Source organism: Alloalcanivorax xenomutans, from assembly GCF_032810065.1.
GTDB classification, from domain to species: domain Bacteria; phylum Pseudomonadota; class Gammaproteobacteria; order Pseudomonadales; family Alcanivoracaceae; genus Alloalcanivorax; species Alloalcanivorax xenomutans.
In genome coordinates this window covers 1,470,310-1,484,755 of the sequence record NZ_CP136538.1, presented here as the reverse complement: position 1 = coordinate 1,484,755, position 14,446 = coordinate 1,470,310, and the positions used below count along the sequence as shown (strand labels likewise).

General features: G+C 62.1%; 15 protein-coding genes. 7 read left to right on the top strand and 8 right to left on the bottom strand.

Annotated features, from left to right (window positions below):
• Positions 1-211: 211 nt before the first annotated feature.
• The 3 genes from RYH70_RS06995 to RYH70_RS06985 all read right to left on the bottom strand — a co-directional run bounded on the left by RYH70_RS06995 (position 212) and on the right by RYH70_RS06985 (position 2,475).
• Positions 212-625, bottom strand: a complete 414-nt coding sequence (locus RYH70_RS06995) for a hypothetical protein (protein WP_022996701.1) — start codon at positions 623-625, stop codon at positions 212-214.
• Positions 626-738: 113 nt separating this feature from the next.
• Complete coding sequence (locus RYH70_RS06990; RefSeq protein WP_233918272.1) at positions 739-1,683, bottom strand: RsmB/NOP family class I SAM-dependent RNA methyltransferase; 945 nt, start codon at positions 1,681-1,683, stop codon at positions 739-741.
• An 81-nt stretch (positions 1,684-1,764) separates the two neighbouring features.
• The gene (locus RYH70_RS06985; protein ID WP_022996699.1) at positions 1,765-2,475 is read right to left on the bottom strand and encodes a phosphoadenylyl-sulfate reductase; all 711 of its coding nucleotides are present in this window, start codon (positions 2,473-2,475) and stop codon (positions 1,765-1,767) included.
• 232 nt (positions 2,476-2,707) lie between these two features.
• Here RYH70_RS06985 and RYH70_RS06980 point away from each other — a divergent pair, with 232 nt between their 5' ends.
• Entirely contained in the window at positions 2,708-3,130 is a 423-nt protein-coding gene (locus RYH70_RS06980; RefSeq protein WP_022996698.1) for a DUF4168 domain-containing protein, read from the top strand.
• A gap of 94 nt (positions 3,131-3,224) precedes the next feature.
• Here the strand turns inward: RYH70_RS06980 and RYH70_RS06975 are convergent, their stop codons facing one another.
• The 3 genes from RYH70_RS06975 to RYH70_RS06965 all read right to left on the bottom strand — a co-directional run bounded on the left by RYH70_RS06975 (position 3,225) and on the right by RYH70_RS06965 (position 7,344).
• Complete coding sequence (locus tag RYH70_RS06975; protein ID WP_055100515.1) at positions 3,225-5,177, bottom strand: ligand-gated channel protein; 1,953 nt, start codon at positions 5,175-5,177, stop codon at positions 3,225-3,227.
• 110 nt (positions 5,178-5,287) lie between these two features.
• Entirely contained in the window at positions 5,288-6,634 is a 1,347-nt protein-coding gene (locus tag RYH70_RS06970; RefSeq protein ID WP_317009975.1) for a sensor histidine kinase, read from the bottom strand.
• Entirely contained in the window at positions 6,634-7,344 is a 711-nt protein-coding gene (locus RYH70_RS06965; protein WP_026948986.1) for a response regulator transcription factor, read from the bottom strand. The genes RYH70_RS06970 and RYH70_RS06965 overlap by 1 nt, the downstream gene beginning before the upstream one ends.
• Positions 7,345-7,513: 169 nt before the next feature.
• Between RYH70_RS06965 and RYH70_RS06960 the strand changes: the two genes are divergently transcribed.
• The 4 genes from RYH70_RS06960 (at position 7,514) to RYH70_RS06945 (ending at position 11,323) form a co-directional block, all read left to right on the top strand.
• A complete protein-coding gene (locus tag RYH70_RS06960) occupies positions 7,514-8,119 on the top strand; it encodes a PepSY-associated TM helix domain-containing protein (RefSeq protein ID WP_080530673.1) in 606 nt (201 codons plus the stop codon).
• A gap of 9 nt (positions 8,120-8,128) precedes the next feature.
• Positions 8,129-8,617, top strand: coding sequence for a DUF2271 domain-containing protein (locus RYH70_RS06955; protein WP_080530672.1), 489 nt, complete (start codon positions 8,129-8,131; stop codon positions 8,615-8,617).
• 40 nt (positions 8,618-8,657) lie between these two features.
• Positions 8,658-9,467, top strand: a complete 810-nt coding sequence (locus RYH70_RS06950; RefSeq protein WP_317009974.1) for a DUF4198 domain-containing protein — start codon at positions 8,658-8,660, stop codon at positions 9,465-9,467.
• A gap of 185 nt (positions 9,468-9,652) precedes the next feature.
• The gene (locus RYH70_RS06945) at positions 9,653-11,323 is read left to right on the top strand and encodes a DEAD/DEAH box helicase (protein WP_022996691.1); all 1,671 of its coding nucleotides are present in this window, start codon (positions 9,653-9,655) and stop codon (positions 11,321-11,323) included.
• Between the two features lie 50 nt (positions 11,324-11,373).
• Here the strand turns inward: RYH70_RS06945 and RYH70_RS06940 are convergent, their stop codons facing one another.
• The gene (locus tag RYH70_RS06940; protein WP_014993836.1) at positions 11,374-11,583 is read right to left on the bottom strand and encodes a dodecin; all 210 of its coding nucleotides are present in this window, start codon (positions 11,581-11,583) and stop codon (positions 11,374-11,376) included.
• A gap of 91 nt (positions 11,584-11,674) precedes the next feature.
• Positions 11,675-12,274: a TetR/AcrR family transcriptional regulator gene (locus RYH70_RS06935; protein ID WP_317009973.1), complete on the bottom strand. Its 600-nt coding sequence runs from the start codon at positions 12,272-12,274 to the stop codon at positions 11,675-11,677.
• A gap of 151 nt (positions 12,275-12,425) precedes the next feature.
• Here RYH70_RS06935 and RYH70_RS06930 point away from each other — a divergent pair, with 151 nt between their 5' ends.
• Together RYH70_RS06930 and RYH70_RS06925 are read left to right on the top strand one after the other, a co-directional pair.
• Entirely contained in the window at positions 12,426-13,772 is a 1,347-nt protein-coding gene (locus RYH70_RS06930) for an MFS transporter (RefSeq protein WP_317009972.1), read from the top strand.
• Positions 13,773-13,872: 100 nt separating this feature from the next.
• Positions 13,873-14,382, top strand: coding sequence for a DUF1643 domain-containing protein (locus tag RYH70_RS06925; RefSeq protein WP_317009971.1), 510 nt, complete (start codon positions 13,873-13,875; stop codon positions 14,380-14,382).
• The last annotated feature ends 64 nt before the right edge of the window (positions 14,383-14,446 follow it).

Sequence of the window (14,446 nt, the reverse complement as noted above, 5' to 3'; positions counted from 1 at the left end):
GCTCCGGCTGTGGCCAGGCCGCTCCCGGCCAAAGGGCCGCACAGAACAAACAACCGGACAGGGCGTAACGCGAAGAGATGGAACGTGGAGAGACAGGGAACGGCAGCGGCAAGAAAACCTCCAGGCGAACGCGGACACTTTGGCGCGCAAGCCTAGCGGTACGGGGGCAGAAGGAAATGTGGCATATTGTCGCGGCGCCATGCCGCCCGGATCAGCGCAGCTCGACGATGATCCGGCGACCGCCGCTGATCTGGACCTTGCCTTCCTGGCTGACCCGGGTTTCCGGGCCAAAGTTGGCCACCACGGTGCGGCTGCCGGGCTCCAGACGAACGGTGGAGTTGACCCGGTAGCGTTTGCGCTCGTCCACCAATACCACGATCAAGTGGTAAACGTCGCCGCCATCACGACGCACGTCCACCAGATAGTCATCGCCCTTGCCCTGCCAGCGGACCCGCTGATCGGCGTCATGCAGAATTACCCGCATCACCTCGGTGTCGCCATCCTGGTCGACGGCCACCGCCAGGCCGTCCACCGGTTCGGGGGTGCTGGCATTGCGCCACAGAAACACCGCCACCAGCCCCGCCAGCAACAACAACGCCAACAAGGGCTTAATAATGCGTCTCATCGTCATCCTTTTCCGTTCGTCCTGGTACAACCACTCAGGCATAGACCCGTGGGGAAGGAACAAGTTGCCCGAAAATGGCGGCTGCAACCGTAAAACAGGGTAACCGCCGCCGTTCAGCCTTTGTCCACCAGGGCGAGAAAGAAGCCGTCCATGCGGCTGTTGGGCCACACTCTCAGGGTATCGGCACAAGCGTCGGGCAAGGGCCGTTGCTTGCTGTCCCGGGTCAGCCCCGGGGTGAGATTGTCCAGCGCCAGGTTTAGCGGCCGCACTCGCGCCCCCTCCCGCTTACGCAGCAGGTGCGCCACCACCATTTCGTTCTCCTCCGGGGCGTAGGAGCAGGTGCAATAAAGCAGACTGCCACCGGCCTTGAGCGCGTCAAAAGCGCTGAGGATCAGGCGCTTCTGTTTGCGGGCGCACTCGCTCACCTTACGCGGTGTCCAGTGCCGATAGGAAGCCGGATCATCCGCCCGAAACCTGCTCTCCGAGGAACAGGGCGCGTCCAGCAACACGCGGTCAAAGGTAGCCGGCTTGAGGGAGCCCACCGCCCGGCCGTCCTTGAGGTAGGCGCGGGTGTTGCTGACACCGGCCCGCTCCAGGTTGGCCTTGAGCCGGAAGAAGCGGCCCTTGACCGGCTCCACCGCGCTGATCGCCCCTTCGTTTTCCATCAGTTCCGCCAGCAGCACGGTCTTGCCGCCCGGGGCGGCGGCCAGGTCCAGCACCCGCTCACAGGGCCTCGGCGCCAACAACAGCGGCGCCAGCATACTGGACTGACTCTGGATGTAGATGTCACCGCTTTCCGCCGGCGCGCTGTGGGTCAGCGCCTCGCGTTGTTCCGGCGGCACTTGCCAGGCGGCGATCCCTTCATCACGGGCCCAATCCACCGCATCCAGTTGCAGACCGGCGGTGCGCAAGTCCCGGCACACGCTGTCTTCATCCGCCTTGAGACGGTTGACGCGAAAGCTGGTCCACTTGGGCTGTTCGAAGGAATCCCAGGCCGCGGCCTTGAGATGGGAGGGACAGAGCTGGTCAAAACGTTGAACAAATTCCGCGGGGAGCATGGCAAAAAAAGTAACGGCATCCGAGAATGCCGTTACTTTAGCGACGCTTTTACCAGGCCGCCAGTGCGGCGGCGCGGCCGGTTACAAGTGGATGCCGCACTCGGTTTTGGCTTTGCCCTGCCAGCGGCCTTCACGGCCCTCGCCTTTCCAGGTGCAGTGGCTGCAGCCGATGGAGTGGTACCCTTCCTTGACCAGCGGGTGGAACGGCAGGTCGTGTTCGGCGATGTAGGCGTCACGCTCTTCCCGGGTCACGTCGATCATCGGGTTGAATTTGATCATGCCGCGACGCTCCTCGAAGATCTCAAGGCCGGCGCGGTGCTCGGTCTGCCAGGACATCAGGCTGGAAATCCACAGGTCGTAGTTCTCCTTGGCCTCTTCCAGCGGTGCCACCTTGTTCACCTGGCAGCACAGGTCCGGGTCGGTTTCCCACATGCGCTCCTGCTGGGACACTTCGTGATGCTGCGGATCCGGGGTCACGTCGATGACATCCAGATCAAAGCGCTTGATCAGGTAATCCTTGTAATCCAGGGTCTCCTGGAAGTGGTACCCGGTATCGATGAAGTGCACCTTCTGTTCCGGCCGGATGGTGGAAATGATATGCAAAAAGTACGCGGAGGTGGCGGCGAAGGACGACGTCACCATGATCCGGTCCGGGGCGAAATCCTGATACACGCGGCGGATGCGCTCGGCGAAACTCAGCGAACGGTAGATCCGGTTCAGGTCGGCAAGGGTATCCCGGGACAGACCGGCGCTGTTGTCGCCTACCCGTGTAATCAGTTGTGCATTGCCCATGACGTCGCTGTACCTCAAGTCGCTTTAGGTATCTGGAGTGGCCATGATAAGGGGGCTGGACACATTATAAAGAAATAAATAGTGCTACTTTTATACCTAACTGAAATATAAAAGATAAGCCCGTCACATTCCGGAAACGTCCATCGAACCTTCGTTGTGATCGCTGTCGGACTCTTCAGTGGCATGCCTGGAAAGCATGCCGTTGTCACGGAAGCAATCAGGAGGAAACACCATGAAAGCTTCGTTCAAGGGCCCGATGGTCGCAGTGGCCACCTTTGTTCTGGCCACAGGCGCCAGCAGCCTCGCGCTGGCGCAACAGCACACCACCGAAAACCCGGCGGCGCCACCGGCCGGAGCCGCGCAGCAGGCTCCGCAACAGCAAGGCGCCATGCCACAAAGCGCCGACATTTCCGATCAGGATGTGCAACGCTTCGCCGAGGCCCAGGGCAAGGTGAACGACATCAAGCAGGAGTACCAGGGCAAGCTGCAGGAAAGTGCCCAGGATCCGCAGAAAGCCATGGAAATACAGCAGGAGGCGCAACAGGAGATGGTACAGGCGGTACAAGACAGCGGCATGGATGTGCAGCAGTACAACCAGATCGCGCAACTGGCCCAGTACGACAACGAATTGCGCCAGCGCATCGAGTCCCAGTAACGGCTCTGCCCGGAACGCAACGTCCATAACCCAAAAGGACCGGCGAATGCCGGTCCTTTTGTTTTTGGTTCCACCTTCAGACGTGCGCCTTAGGTCAGAACGTCACTCTCATGCCCAGCCAGTAGCGGCGGCCGTCTTCCACGTAGCCGTATTCATCGTAGGTGATGTCTTTGTCGGCCAGATTATAGATACCCGCATTCAACGTGGTTTGCGGTGACAGCTGGAAGGCAACACCGGCGTCCACCAGCGTATTCGACGGCGCGATAATGTCGCTGCCTGAAGGCGTGCTCACCGGCTGACTCTCCTTGCCACGATAATGCACCGACGCCCAGGGCGATACCCGATCGGTGGCCCGCCAGTCCGCCCGCAGGGACGCCAGGTGCTCCGGAATCTGGGTCAGCGGCTGCCCTTTGTATTCGCCGGACTTCTGCTCGGAATCGGTGTAGGTGTAGCTGAAGGTCAGATCCAGTTGGCGCCACAGGGTGGTGGCCAGGGTGGCTTCCACCCCTTTGGTCACCGCCTCGTCCACGTTGATGCGGTAAGTCGGATCGGAGCCCCAGTCGTTGGCCCCATCGGTACAGATGCTCACCGGGCAGGTGACCCGGGTGATCTTGTCCTCGAAGTCGTTATGGAACACGGTAAGGCTTGCGGTGAGAGCGCGGCCGGCATTGAAGTACAGGCCCAGTTCCTTGTTCAGCGAGGTTTCCGGCTCCAGATCCGGGTTACCGTAAATGTTGCCGCCCCGGCTCACCTGTCCCCACCCCGGGGTGATTTCGCGCAGGTTCGGCGAACGGTAACCAGTGGAAACGCCCCCCTTGATGGTCCAGCGCGGCGCGAAGCCCCATACCGCATAGAGTCGCGGACTGACCTGGCTGCCGTAATTTTCGTCGTCGTCCAAACGCACACCGCCGGTGAGGCTCACGTTGTACGGCAGCATCCATTCGTCTTCCACGAACATCGCCCATTTGGAACTGTCCACCCGGGTAAGGTCGGAGATGCGGTTCGACGTCTTGTCGGACAGCTCTTCCTTTTCGAAGTCCGCGCCCAGGGTCAGCATATGATCCCCCAGCGGCACCATCAGGCTGCTCTTGGCGGTGGTGTTGGTGATGGTCATCTCGCGGCTTTCGTTTTCGCTTTCTTCCCGCTGTACATAGCTGTCGGAAGTGCCGATGGCCCAACGGCCGGTATGGGTCAGCGCCAGCACTTCACGGCGGAACTCATCGTCGTTATCGGTACAGGGGCCACGGCAACCGTCCGGGTCCACGCTCTCACCCACGTGTCCCCGCCGACGCTGACGGGTTTCGCCGGCTTCCAGGGTGAAGTCGTGATCAGCGGTGGGCGTGAACGCCAGCTTGGCGTTGAGACTGCGCAGACTTTTATCCTCGAAACCATAAGCGAAGCGGTCTTCATCACGATTGCTGAACTTGCCTGAAAGCTGCAAACCCAACAGGTCTTTTTTCAGCGGGCCATTGAGAAAGAAGTTCGCCTGTTGCTGATCGCCGGAACGGGAGTCGTCCTGAATAATGGCATCCAGCTGCATGCCGCCGCCCCACTCCTCGGCGACCTTGCGGGTGATGATATTGATCACGCCGCCAATGGCGTCGGAGCCGTACAGCGTGGACATGGGACCGCGCACGACTTCGATACGCTCGATGGCCTGCAGCGGCGGCAGCCAGTCCTGTTCGAAACCGGCGCTGCCGTTGGGGCGGCTTTCCCGGGAGGACACCGGTTTGCCGTCCACCAGGATCAGCGTGTATTGAGCCGGCATCCCGCGCATGACGATGTCGTTGCCGTTGTCGCCGGAACCGCCGCCGGTAACGATGACACCAGGGATATCCCGCAGCGCATCGGTGGCGTCCTTGTAGAAGCGTTGTTCCAATTGTTCGCGATCAATAACGCTGATCGAAGCCGGCGCATCTTCCAACTGCTGGATGCGTCCCGCGGCGGTCACCGTGACCCGTTCGATCTGGTTGACGGTGTCATCGGCGAAAACCGATCCCGCCCCCAAGCCGAGTACCACCCCGGTCAAGGCACAACGTAATTTCATTCCTGAACTCCCGCAATTTCCCAATGGCGTCCAAAGACCCGATCCCGGACGTAAAAGTGCGAACAGGAATGATATAGATTCTTATTTGATGAAAAAGGCAGGATTACACTTTATACATTTCCGGCCGCCGCCAGACGCACATGCACGCGCAGACCGGGGTGGCCATTCTCCGCCCACAACTCGCCGGCCTGCCGGATCACCGCACGGCGCGCGATACTGAGCCCCAGACCGAAACCGCTGTCGGTGGTGCGGGCCGGGTCCAGACGCACGAACGGCGCGAAGATCGACTCCAGGCGTTCCTCCGGTACCCCCGGTCCCTGGTCCGCCAGCCACAGGTGCCAGTATTGCCCTTCCCGGTTCCCGTGCAGCACCACTTCGCCGTTCACCGGGGAATGGCGAATGGCATTGCGCACCAGGTTTTCCAGGGTCAGCGCGAAGTCATTGAGGTTGCCGAGCACCATGGCGTGCTCGGGCAACTGGCAACGGAACCGCAACGGATCCCAGCCGCTTTCAAAGGCGGCGTCGTCCACCACCAGATCCCAGATTTCCCGTACCGACAACGGACCGGTTTCCGAGCCGCGTTGTTCGGTGTCGTGCCACACCAGGGCCAGGGTGTCGTCCACCAGGGTGCGCATCTTGTCCACTTCCGTGGCGACCCGCTGGCGCAGGGCCGGTTCGTCCAGCGGACTGTCCAGCGCCACATTCAACCGGCTCAGAGGCGTGCGCAGCTCGTGGGACATGTCATGCAGAAGCTGCCGCTGGCTTGCCAGCAAACCGGACACCCGTTCCGCCATGCTGTTGAAACTGCGCCCCAGTTCCCCGAATTCGTCACGCCGTTCGGTAAGGGTGGTTTCCACCCGCGACGCGGGCTCGTCGCGGAAGCGGTGCACCTGGGCTTCCAGCGCCCGCAACGGCACCATGATGCGCCAATAGATCAGAATCACCGCCAGCAGCGCCATGATGCCGGGCAGCAAGGTCAGAATCAGGATGCGTTGCAGCGGCCAGGCCCCACCGGGCATGTGTTCCGGCGGTAACTGCATTACCAGGCGGCCCTGGTCCGGCGCGCCGGGAAACGGCATGCCGATGAACGGCATTTCGCGGTAGCGGAAGCTCATGCGCCAATCCAGCTCGCGCTGAAAACGAAAGCCGGCGATCTGGTTGTCGGTGAGCGGGGTGCCACTCAGAGAGCGTCCGGCAGTGTCCACCACCATGGCCTCCCCCGGCACCCGCTGGTCGAGCTCCGCCAGCCAGGCGGCCACGCCCTGCTCGCCGCCCGCCCGCCAGGCCGCTTCCGCCTCATGGGCATAGCCCAGCATTTCCGCCTTGGCCTGATCACTGAGCAGCACCACCTGGTTGGCCACCCAGATCGTCACCCAGCGGCTGCAGGCCACGATCACCACCGCGCTCAGACACAACACCAGGGCAAGGCGCCAGAACAGGGAATGACGGCCGGGCATTACAGCGCCTCGGACACCAGGGTGTAGCCCTGGCCCCAGACCGTGCGCAGCGGTTGTTCCGCCATGCCGACATCGCGCAGCTTGCGACGTAGATGGCTGACGTGCAGATCAAGGCTGCGATCATGACGGCCATAGCCGCGATGCAACACCGCCTGATACAGAAAAGCCTTGCTCAGCACCTGATCACGATGTTCCAGGAACACCTGCAGCAGACGGAACTCCGTGGTGGTCAGCCCCAGATCGGCCTCCCGGTACCAAGCGGTTTCATCCTCGGTGCGCAGGACCAGAGCGCCCACCGGCGCCACGCCCTGGCTCTGGCGCCGCTCCAGCGTCACCCGCCGTAATACCGCTTCCACCCGCACCGCCAGCTCGGCGGAGCTGAAGGGCTTGGGCAAATAGTCGTCGGCTCCTTTCATCAGACCGCTGATACGATCCTGCTCATCGCCCAGGGCGGACAGCACGATCACCGGAACGCCGCTGCGCTGACGCAGCTCCGCCAGCAAGTCGAGGCCATTCATGCCGGGCAACAGAATGTCCAGCAACACCAGGTCGAACGGCTGGTCCAGCGCTTGTTGCAAGCCAGCCCGGCCGTCGCGGCATACCGTTACCTGGTGCTGCCGGGAGGTCAGAAAGTCCTGTAAATGGGTGCATAGCACGGCGTCGTCCTCGATTACCAAAAGACGGGCCGGGCAGGGGGATATCGCAGTCATTTGTAAAGAATAAGAATTATCATTCACAAAGGGAATGGCTGGTTCGTCCCTGATCTCGCCGCAAGGTTCCCTGCTTACATTCTTTACCCGCCTCCTTCATTGTTAGTGCGAACCATTCGCAATAACATGCCAGCCATCCGCAAACCCAGGGCAGTGGAAGATCTCCGGCTTGGACAAGAAAGCAAAAGCGCGTTGGCTCAAGCAGCTTCACCAATGGCACTGGGTCAGTTCGGCCCTGTGCCTGGTGTGCATGGTGCTGTTCAGCGTCACCGGCATCACCCTCAACCATGCCACCCAGATCGACGGCGAACCCAAAGTGGAAGAGCTGACCGCGACCTTGCCCGAACCGTTGCTGGCCGAATTGAACCGCCAGGATCAAGGCGCCCTGCCCCGGCCACTGCGGGACTGGCTGAGGCGGGATCAGGGCATCGACGTGAACGACCGCGAGGCGGAATGGTCCGGCCAGGAGGTGTATCTGGCCATGCCCCGGGCCGGCGGTGACGCTTGGCTGGCCATAGATCGAAATAGTGGCGAGGTGCTTTACGAAAACACCGACCGGGGCTGGATTGCTTTTCTCAATGATCTGCACAAAGGCCGCGACACTGGCACCGTATGGCGCTGGTTCATCGATATTTTCGCCGTCGCCACCCTGCTGTTCGCCTTCACCGGCCTGGCTCTGATGTTCCTGCATTCCCGCCGGCGCCCGGCCACCTGGCCGGTCACGGCGCTTGGCTTGGTGCTGCCGTGGTTGCTGATTGCCTTTTTCATGCATTAGGAGATGGTCATGCGTTTGATCCCGATAGTAATGCTGTCCGCCCTGGCCTTCGCCGCCGAGGCCGCCCAGTTCCAGGTGGAAGTGGAAGTGCCACGGTTGCGGGTGGCGGAATACCACGCGCCCTATGTGGCGTTCTGGATCGAGACGCCGGAAAACACCGTGGCCGCCCCGCTGGGACTCTGGTACGACGACCAGGAAAAATGGCTCAAGGACCTGCGCCAGTGGTGGCGCCGCACCGGCCGCTCGCAAAGCGCCCCTTATGACGGCCTCACCGGCGCCACCCGTTCGCCGGGCCAGCACAGCGTGGACTTTTCCGAGCTGCCGGCGATGGCCGAACTGCCTGCAGGCGACTACCAACTGGTGGTGGAGGCCGCCCGCGAAGTGGGGGGCCGCGAGGTAGTACGGATTCCGTTCCAATGGCCTCCCGCCAGCGCCCAACAGCTCCGTGCCGAAGGCACGGAAGAACTGCATGACGTCACTCTGACCCTTACTCCTTAGCTCTTTCCCTTTAAATACCGGCATTGACAGGAGCCAAACCATGAAACCCGTTTCCCTGGCCGCCGCCGCGGTCTCCGCGCTGCTACTGCTCTCCCCCGCCGCCCAGGCCCACAAGCGCTGGCTGCTGCCGACCCACACCGTGGTCTCCGAAGCGCAATGGATCAGCGTCGACGCCAGCGTTTCCAACGACATCTTCTACCCGGATCGCGCTTATTCCCTGGAACGCCTGCAAGTCACCGGCCCCGATGGCAAGGCGGCGGAAACCGATCATCTTCTGGAGATGCACCGGCGCAGCATATTTGACGTCAATCTGGCGGCAACCGGCAGCTATCGCATTGCCCTGCCGGGCCATTTCTTCCTCGCCTTCTTCGAGCAGGACGGCGAACGCAAGCGGCTGTTCGGCGAGGATGCCGAGGCACTGCTGAAGAAGGTGCCGAAAGGCGCCGACAAAGTGCGCCTGCTGGAATCGGTCAGCCGCATCGAGACCTTCGCCTCCGTCGGCGCCCCCGACACCGCCGCGCTGAAACCCACCGGCAAGGGCCTGGAACTGGTGCCGGTGACCCACCCTAACGATCTCTACAGCGGTGAAACCGCGCGCTTCCGCTTCGTCGTCGACGGCAAGCCCGCCGCCGGCCTGGAGGTTCATCTGCTGCCCGCCGGCACCCGCTACCGCGACGCCCAGCAAGACTGGACCGTCACCAGCGACGACAACGGCGAAGTGGCGATCGAATGGCCCCACGCCGGCCGCTTCTTCCTGGAGGCGGAAGCCAGCGACCAGAACGTCAGCCACAAACAGGCCGAACGGCGCCGCCTGGAGTACCTGGGCACGTTCGAGGTGCTGCCGCTGTAAGGCCAACCACACGCTATTCGCTGCCAGGGCAGCTCCCACAGCGGGTTTTACAAAGCTGCTGTGGGAGCGATCCTCCCCATGCAGGCGTGCCGACAAAGAAAAAGATGCATTCTCCCGCCATTTACCGTATAGTCCACGCCCCCCGCCATACTGGCCTGCGTCCTTTTCACTGAAAGGTCCCCTTCATGTTGCATAGCGATTCCGGGTTCGCCGCTTTGGGCTTGCCCGCGCCCCTTCTTGATGCCATCGGCAAACTGGGTTTTGAAACCCCGTCGCCGATCCAGGAGCGTAGCATCCCCGTCCTGCTGGACGGCGATGATCTGCTCGGCCAAGCACAAACCGGTACCGGCAAGACCGCCGCTTTCGGCCTGCCGTTGCTCGCCCGTATCGATCCAGAGCAGCGTTGCCCACAGCTGCTGGTGATCGCCCCCACTCGCGAACTGGCCCTGCAAGTGGCCGACGCCATGGAAACCTTCGCCCGCCAGTTGCGCGGCGTTAAGGTCGTGGCGGTATACGGCGGTAGTGAATACCGCACCCAATTGCGCGCGTTGCGAGACGGCGCCCAGGTGGTGGTGGGCACCCCTGGCCGGATCATGGATCACATGCAGCGCGGCAGTCTGAACCTGGATCGTCTGCAGGCGCTGGTGCTGGACGAAGCCGACGAAATGCTGCGCATGGGCTTCATCGACGACGTCGAATGGATCCTGGAACACACCCCGGACGAGCGGCAGCTGGCGCTGTTTTCCGCCACCATGCCGAATGTGATCCGGCGCGTGGCCGAGCGCCATCTGAAGTCACCGAAGTGGATTCGCATCGAAAGCGATACCACCACCAATAACGGCATCCGCCAGCGCTTCTGGCCGGTCTCCGGCCTCAACAAGCTGGACGCCATGTGCCGTATCCTGGAAGGCGAGCCCCACGACGGCGTCATCGTCTTCGCCCGCACCAAGCAGTCCACCCTGGAGCTGGCCGAGCAACTGCAACGCCGGGGCCTGCGCGCGGAAGCCCTGAACGGCGATATCCCCCAGGCGCAGCGGGAAAAAACCGTGGCCCGCCTGCGTGAAGGCCGCTTTGATCTGCTGATCGCCACCGACGTGGTGGCCCGTGGCCTGGACGTGCCGCGTATCAGCCACGTGATCAACTACGACATGCCCGCCGACACCGAAGCCTATGTGCACCGGATCGGCCGTACCGGCCGGGCCGGACGTAACGGCGAGGCGATCCTGTTCGTGTCGCACCGTGAGCGGGGCATGTTGCGCGCGATTGAGCGTGCCACCGGCCAGAGCCTGGAATCCATGGACCTGCCCAGCGTCGACGCACTTAACAGCAAGCGTCTGGCCAAGCTGCAGGAGCAGCTGGTGGCGGGCCTGGAAAGCAAACATCGCGAAGAGGCGGAGACGGTACTGAGCGCCCTGCGCGAACAGCTGGATCTGGACGATGAAAAGCTGGCTCTGGGCCTGGCGGCGCTGCTGGTGGCCAAGGAGCCGGTGATTCTCAAGCCGGCCCCGGTGGGCAAACCGCCGCGCGCTCACAAAGAGGGCCCTCGCAAGGACCATCCGCGCAAGGAAGGCCGGCCGGCCAACAATCGCCGCCGTGCCGCCGGCAGCGACGGCGACGCCAACGGAGACATGCAGGTTTACCGGGTGGAAGTGGGCCACGCCCACGGCGTACGGCCGGGCAATCTGGTCGGCGCCATCGCCAACGAAGCGGGTCTGCCGAGCCGCCTGATCGGCGCCATCCGCATTCATCAGGAACACAGCACCGTGGCGCTGCCGCAGGATCTCACCGCCAAGCAGCTGAACATTCTCAAGCGCACCCGCGTTTGTCAGCGGCCGCTGTCGCTGGAAGCCCTCTGACGCCGACACACGCCAACGGATTGTTCCGTTGGCGTGTGCTTCAGGCCAGCTCAGACGTCAACTCGAAAGCCCACCTTCACCACCACCTGGAAATGGGCGACTTTGCCGTTTTCCACATGGCCGCGCGTCTCCCGGACTTCGAACCATTCCACGTTCTTGACGCTCTTGCCGGCGGCGGCGATGGCGTTATGAATCGCGCCTTCGATGCTGTCCTTGGATGAACCAACCAGTTCCAGCTTTTTGTAGACGTGCTCGCTCATGGGGAGCCCTCCCTATTCAATGTCTGTTCTCCATCTCTGACAGCATGGCAACAGTTTTTCAAGCGAAGTATCGTGACCGCCAAACACCGGATCAGGCTGTGGCGAATACCCGTTCCAGCACCATCGGGAGCAGCGAATCGGGCACCGCCCGCGAATCGGTAATGCGCTCAAGACCGAGACCGTTGGCCAGCGCGAATACCAAGGTGGCACTCCATTCCGCAGGCAGCGACGCATCCGATCCAAGAGCATCAACCACTGAGCGGCGCAATGTCATACGCAAGGCCCCCAGCCGTTCCCGCAACGCCGTATCACGCAGCGCATGAATCCAGAACTCGAGCAATAACGGTGGCCAATCCGGCTCCAGATCCATGAGGTCCGTTAGCGCCACGCCCAACGCCCGTGCGCGGGCCTTCCCCGGTTCCACCTGAGCCAGCTTATCGATGACATAGCGAGACCGTTGGGCTACCCGTTCCACCAACAAATCCAGAAAGATCTCGTCCTTGTTGGCGAAACTGGAATACACCGCGCCTTTGGTAAAACCTGCTCGCTCAGCGATTTCCTCGATTCTCGACGGATGGAAACCCCGTTCACGAAACACCGCGTCAGCGGCGGCCAGAATACGCTCACGGGTCTGTTCCCGGGTAGGGCGAACCCGTGGTCGGCGGCGTTGCTTGGGTCGAGTCCCGGTCACCGTTATCTCTCTTCTCAATGCGGGATTAGCAGTCTAGCGCACCCCCAATGCAATTTCGATACGCACGGTATTGACTTTTCGATACGCAAAGTATCGAATTGCTCATCGACATCAAATAACAAGAGTCCTCGCTTTGCGAAGAGGAAAATACATGAACCAACGTCCTCTGCCCGGCTGGCGGCTGGCAGCCTTTGCCGCCCCTTGTGTTCCCATCGCCGCCCTGGGGCTCCCCATATCGCTGTATCTGCCCCAGTTTTACGCCTCATCCCAAGGGCTCGGTCTTGGTTTGGTGGGTACCCTGTTCATGGTCGCCAGACTCTGGGACGTGGTTTGTGACCCACTGATCGGATTCCTTTCGGATCGCTACCCTTCACGTTGGGGCCACAGGCGCCCCTGGATCATCGGCGCCACACCGCTGATCTGCATCGCCACTTGGTTTGTCTTCATGCCGCCAGCCACGACTTCTGCTACCTACCTGCTGGGCTGGTTGCTGGTTCTATATCTCGGTTGGACCATGCTTACCATTCCCCACCTCTCCTGGGCAGCGGAATTGTCCGAGGATTACCATCAGCGCTCCCGCATTCATGGATTCCGGGAAGCCGGGGAAATCATCGGTATACCATTGGTGCTAGTGCTTCCCGCCGTTATCGAACAGATCGGCGGGGAGAACATGGAAGCCCACCGGATAGCCGCCATGGGTGGCTTCCTACTAATTCTTCTCCCTGTCGCGGTCTTGATCAGTGTGCGCTCCGTCGGCGAACCTCCCAGGCGGACGGTTCCACCCCTGGCCCTGGCAAGCACTATCAGGGCTTTGATCACCAATCAGCCCCTGGGTCGCGTTATTCTCGCCGACACGATCAGTGGAGCCGCCGGCGCTTCAGTGGGCGCCTTGTTTCTTTACATGGTCAGTGAGAAGTGGCACCTGGGAGGCAGCGCCAGCTTGCTCATGCTGATCTACTTTCTCGCCGGTCTCGGTTTTGTTCCTCTTATCGTCAAGACCAGCTACCGGTTCGGTAAGCACCAGACACTGATCGGTTGCTGCGCTTTTTACGTCGCCTTTCCCCCGTTGGCGCTGCTGGTCCCGGATGGCAATTTCGCCGCAGCCGCCGGGCTGATGGTCCTCCTGGGTATCAATGTCGGCGGAGCCGGCCTGTTGCTGCGTTCCATCATGGCCGATGTCGCCGATCTGGATGAGCATCGCACGGGCGAAAAACGTACCGGCTTGCTCTACTCATTCATGGCATTGACCCGCAAGGCCGGCGGAGCCTTGGCGGTGGGTGGCACATTCTGGGCATTGCAAGCCATCGGCTTCGATAGCCAGGGGCATAATTCCAGGGCAGTCCTTGACCAACTTGCCTGGCTATTCGTCGCCGTGCCGACCTGCTGCAACCTGGTGGTAATGGCATTGATGTGGCGTTTCCCGCTGGACAGCCGTCGGCAATCACAATTGCGCGAAGCGCTGAGCTCTTCGCCGGTGGCTGATCTGCCAGGAAAGTGAGGGCGAGGTCAGAATCCCACGCTTAGCCGCAAGCCGACAGGCATGAAAATACTCACGAATACAGCCCGCGCCACGCCAACATGGGTTAAAATCCCCAACCATGCAACGAAGCGCCCATTTTTCCCGCTGCCGCCAATACCGCTATGCCCTCTGGCGCCGCTGGGCCGAGGGCGATGACTATGTGCTGCTGGTGGCGCTGAACCCGTCCACCGCCGATCACCGCCGCGATGACCCGACCATTCGCCGCTGCATCGGTTTTGCCCGGGACTGGGGCTATTCAGCGCTGTGCGTGGCCAACCTGTTCGCCTATCGGGCCACTTATCCGAGCGACCTGTTCGCCGCCGACGATCCGGTGGGGCCACGCAACGACCAGTGGCTGAGCAAGCTGGCCCGCGACGCCAGCCTGGTGGTGGCCGGCTGGGGCAATCATGGCCGTCATGGCAATCGCGCCGCCCAGGTGCGCGACCGCCTCGGCGACGCCCTGCACTGTCTGCGCATGAACGGCTCGGGGGAACCCGCTCATCCGCTTTACCTGCCGAAAGCGCTCAAGCCGATTCCGATGCCACCGGTTATCCCTGCCAACCGGCCCGATCGGCCCGGTCGCCGCTGATTCACGTTTTCGCCATCGTGGTCAGACAATATTCCGATCCGCTAGACTGCCGGTGAGCGACGAC

Excerpts from the sequence above, each read along its gene's own strand:
- RYH70_RS06995 (WP_022996701.1), bottom strand. The coding sequence starts at position 625 with ATGAGACGCATTATTAAGCCCTTGTTGGCGTTGTTGTTGCTGGCGGGG.
- RYH70_RS06990 (WP_233918272.1), bottom strand. The coding sequence starts at position 1,683 with ATGCTCCCCGCGGAATTTGTTCAACGTTTTGACCAGCTCTGTCCCTCC.
- RYH70_RS06985 (WP_022996699.1), bottom strand. The coding sequence starts at position 2,475 with ATGGGCAATGCACAACTGATTACACGGGTAGGCGACAACAGCGCCGGT.
- RYH70_RS06980 (WP_022996698.1), top strand. The coding sequence starts at position 2,708 with ATGAAAGCTTCGTTCAAGGGCCCGATGGTCGCAGTGGCCACCTTTGTT.
- RYH70_RS06975 (WP_055100515.1), bottom strand. The coding sequence starts at position 5,177 with ATGAAATTACGTTGTGCCTTGACCGGGGTGGTACTCGGCTTGGGGGCG.
- RYH70_RS06970 (WP_317009975.1), bottom strand. The coding sequence starts at position 6,634 with ATGCCCGGCCGTCATTCCCTGTTCTGGCGCCTTGCCCTGGTGTTGTGT.
- RYH70_RS06965 (WP_026948986.1), bottom strand. The coding sequence starts at position 7,344 with ATGACTGCGATATCCCCCTGCCCGGCCCGTCTTTTGGTAATCGAGGAC.
- RYH70_RS06955 (WP_080530672.1), top strand. The coding sequence starts at position 8,129 with ATGCGTTTGATCCCGATAGTAATGCTGTCCGCCCTGGCCTTCGCCGCC.
- RYH70_RS06950 (WP_317009974.1), top strand. The coding sequence starts at position 8,658 with ATGAAACCCGTTTCCCTGGCCGCCGCCGCGGTCTCCGCGCTGCTACTG.
- RYH70_RS06945 (WP_022996691.1), top strand. The coding sequence starts at position 9,653 with ATGTTGCATAGCGATTCCGGGTTCGCCGCTTTGGGCTTGCCCGCGCCC.
- RYH70_RS06940 (WP_014993836.1), bottom strand. The coding sequence starts at position 11,583 with ATGAGCGAGCACGTCTACAAAAAGCTGGAACTGGTTGGTTCATCCAAG.
- RYH70_RS06930 (WP_317009972.1), top strand. The coding sequence starts at position 12,426 with ATGAACCAACGTCCTCTGCCCGGCTGGCGGCTGGCAGCCTTTGCCGCC.
- RYH70_RS06925 (WP_317009971.1), top strand. The coding sequence starts at position 13,873 with ATGCAACGAAGCGCCCATTTTTCCCGCTGCCGCCAATACCGCTATGCC.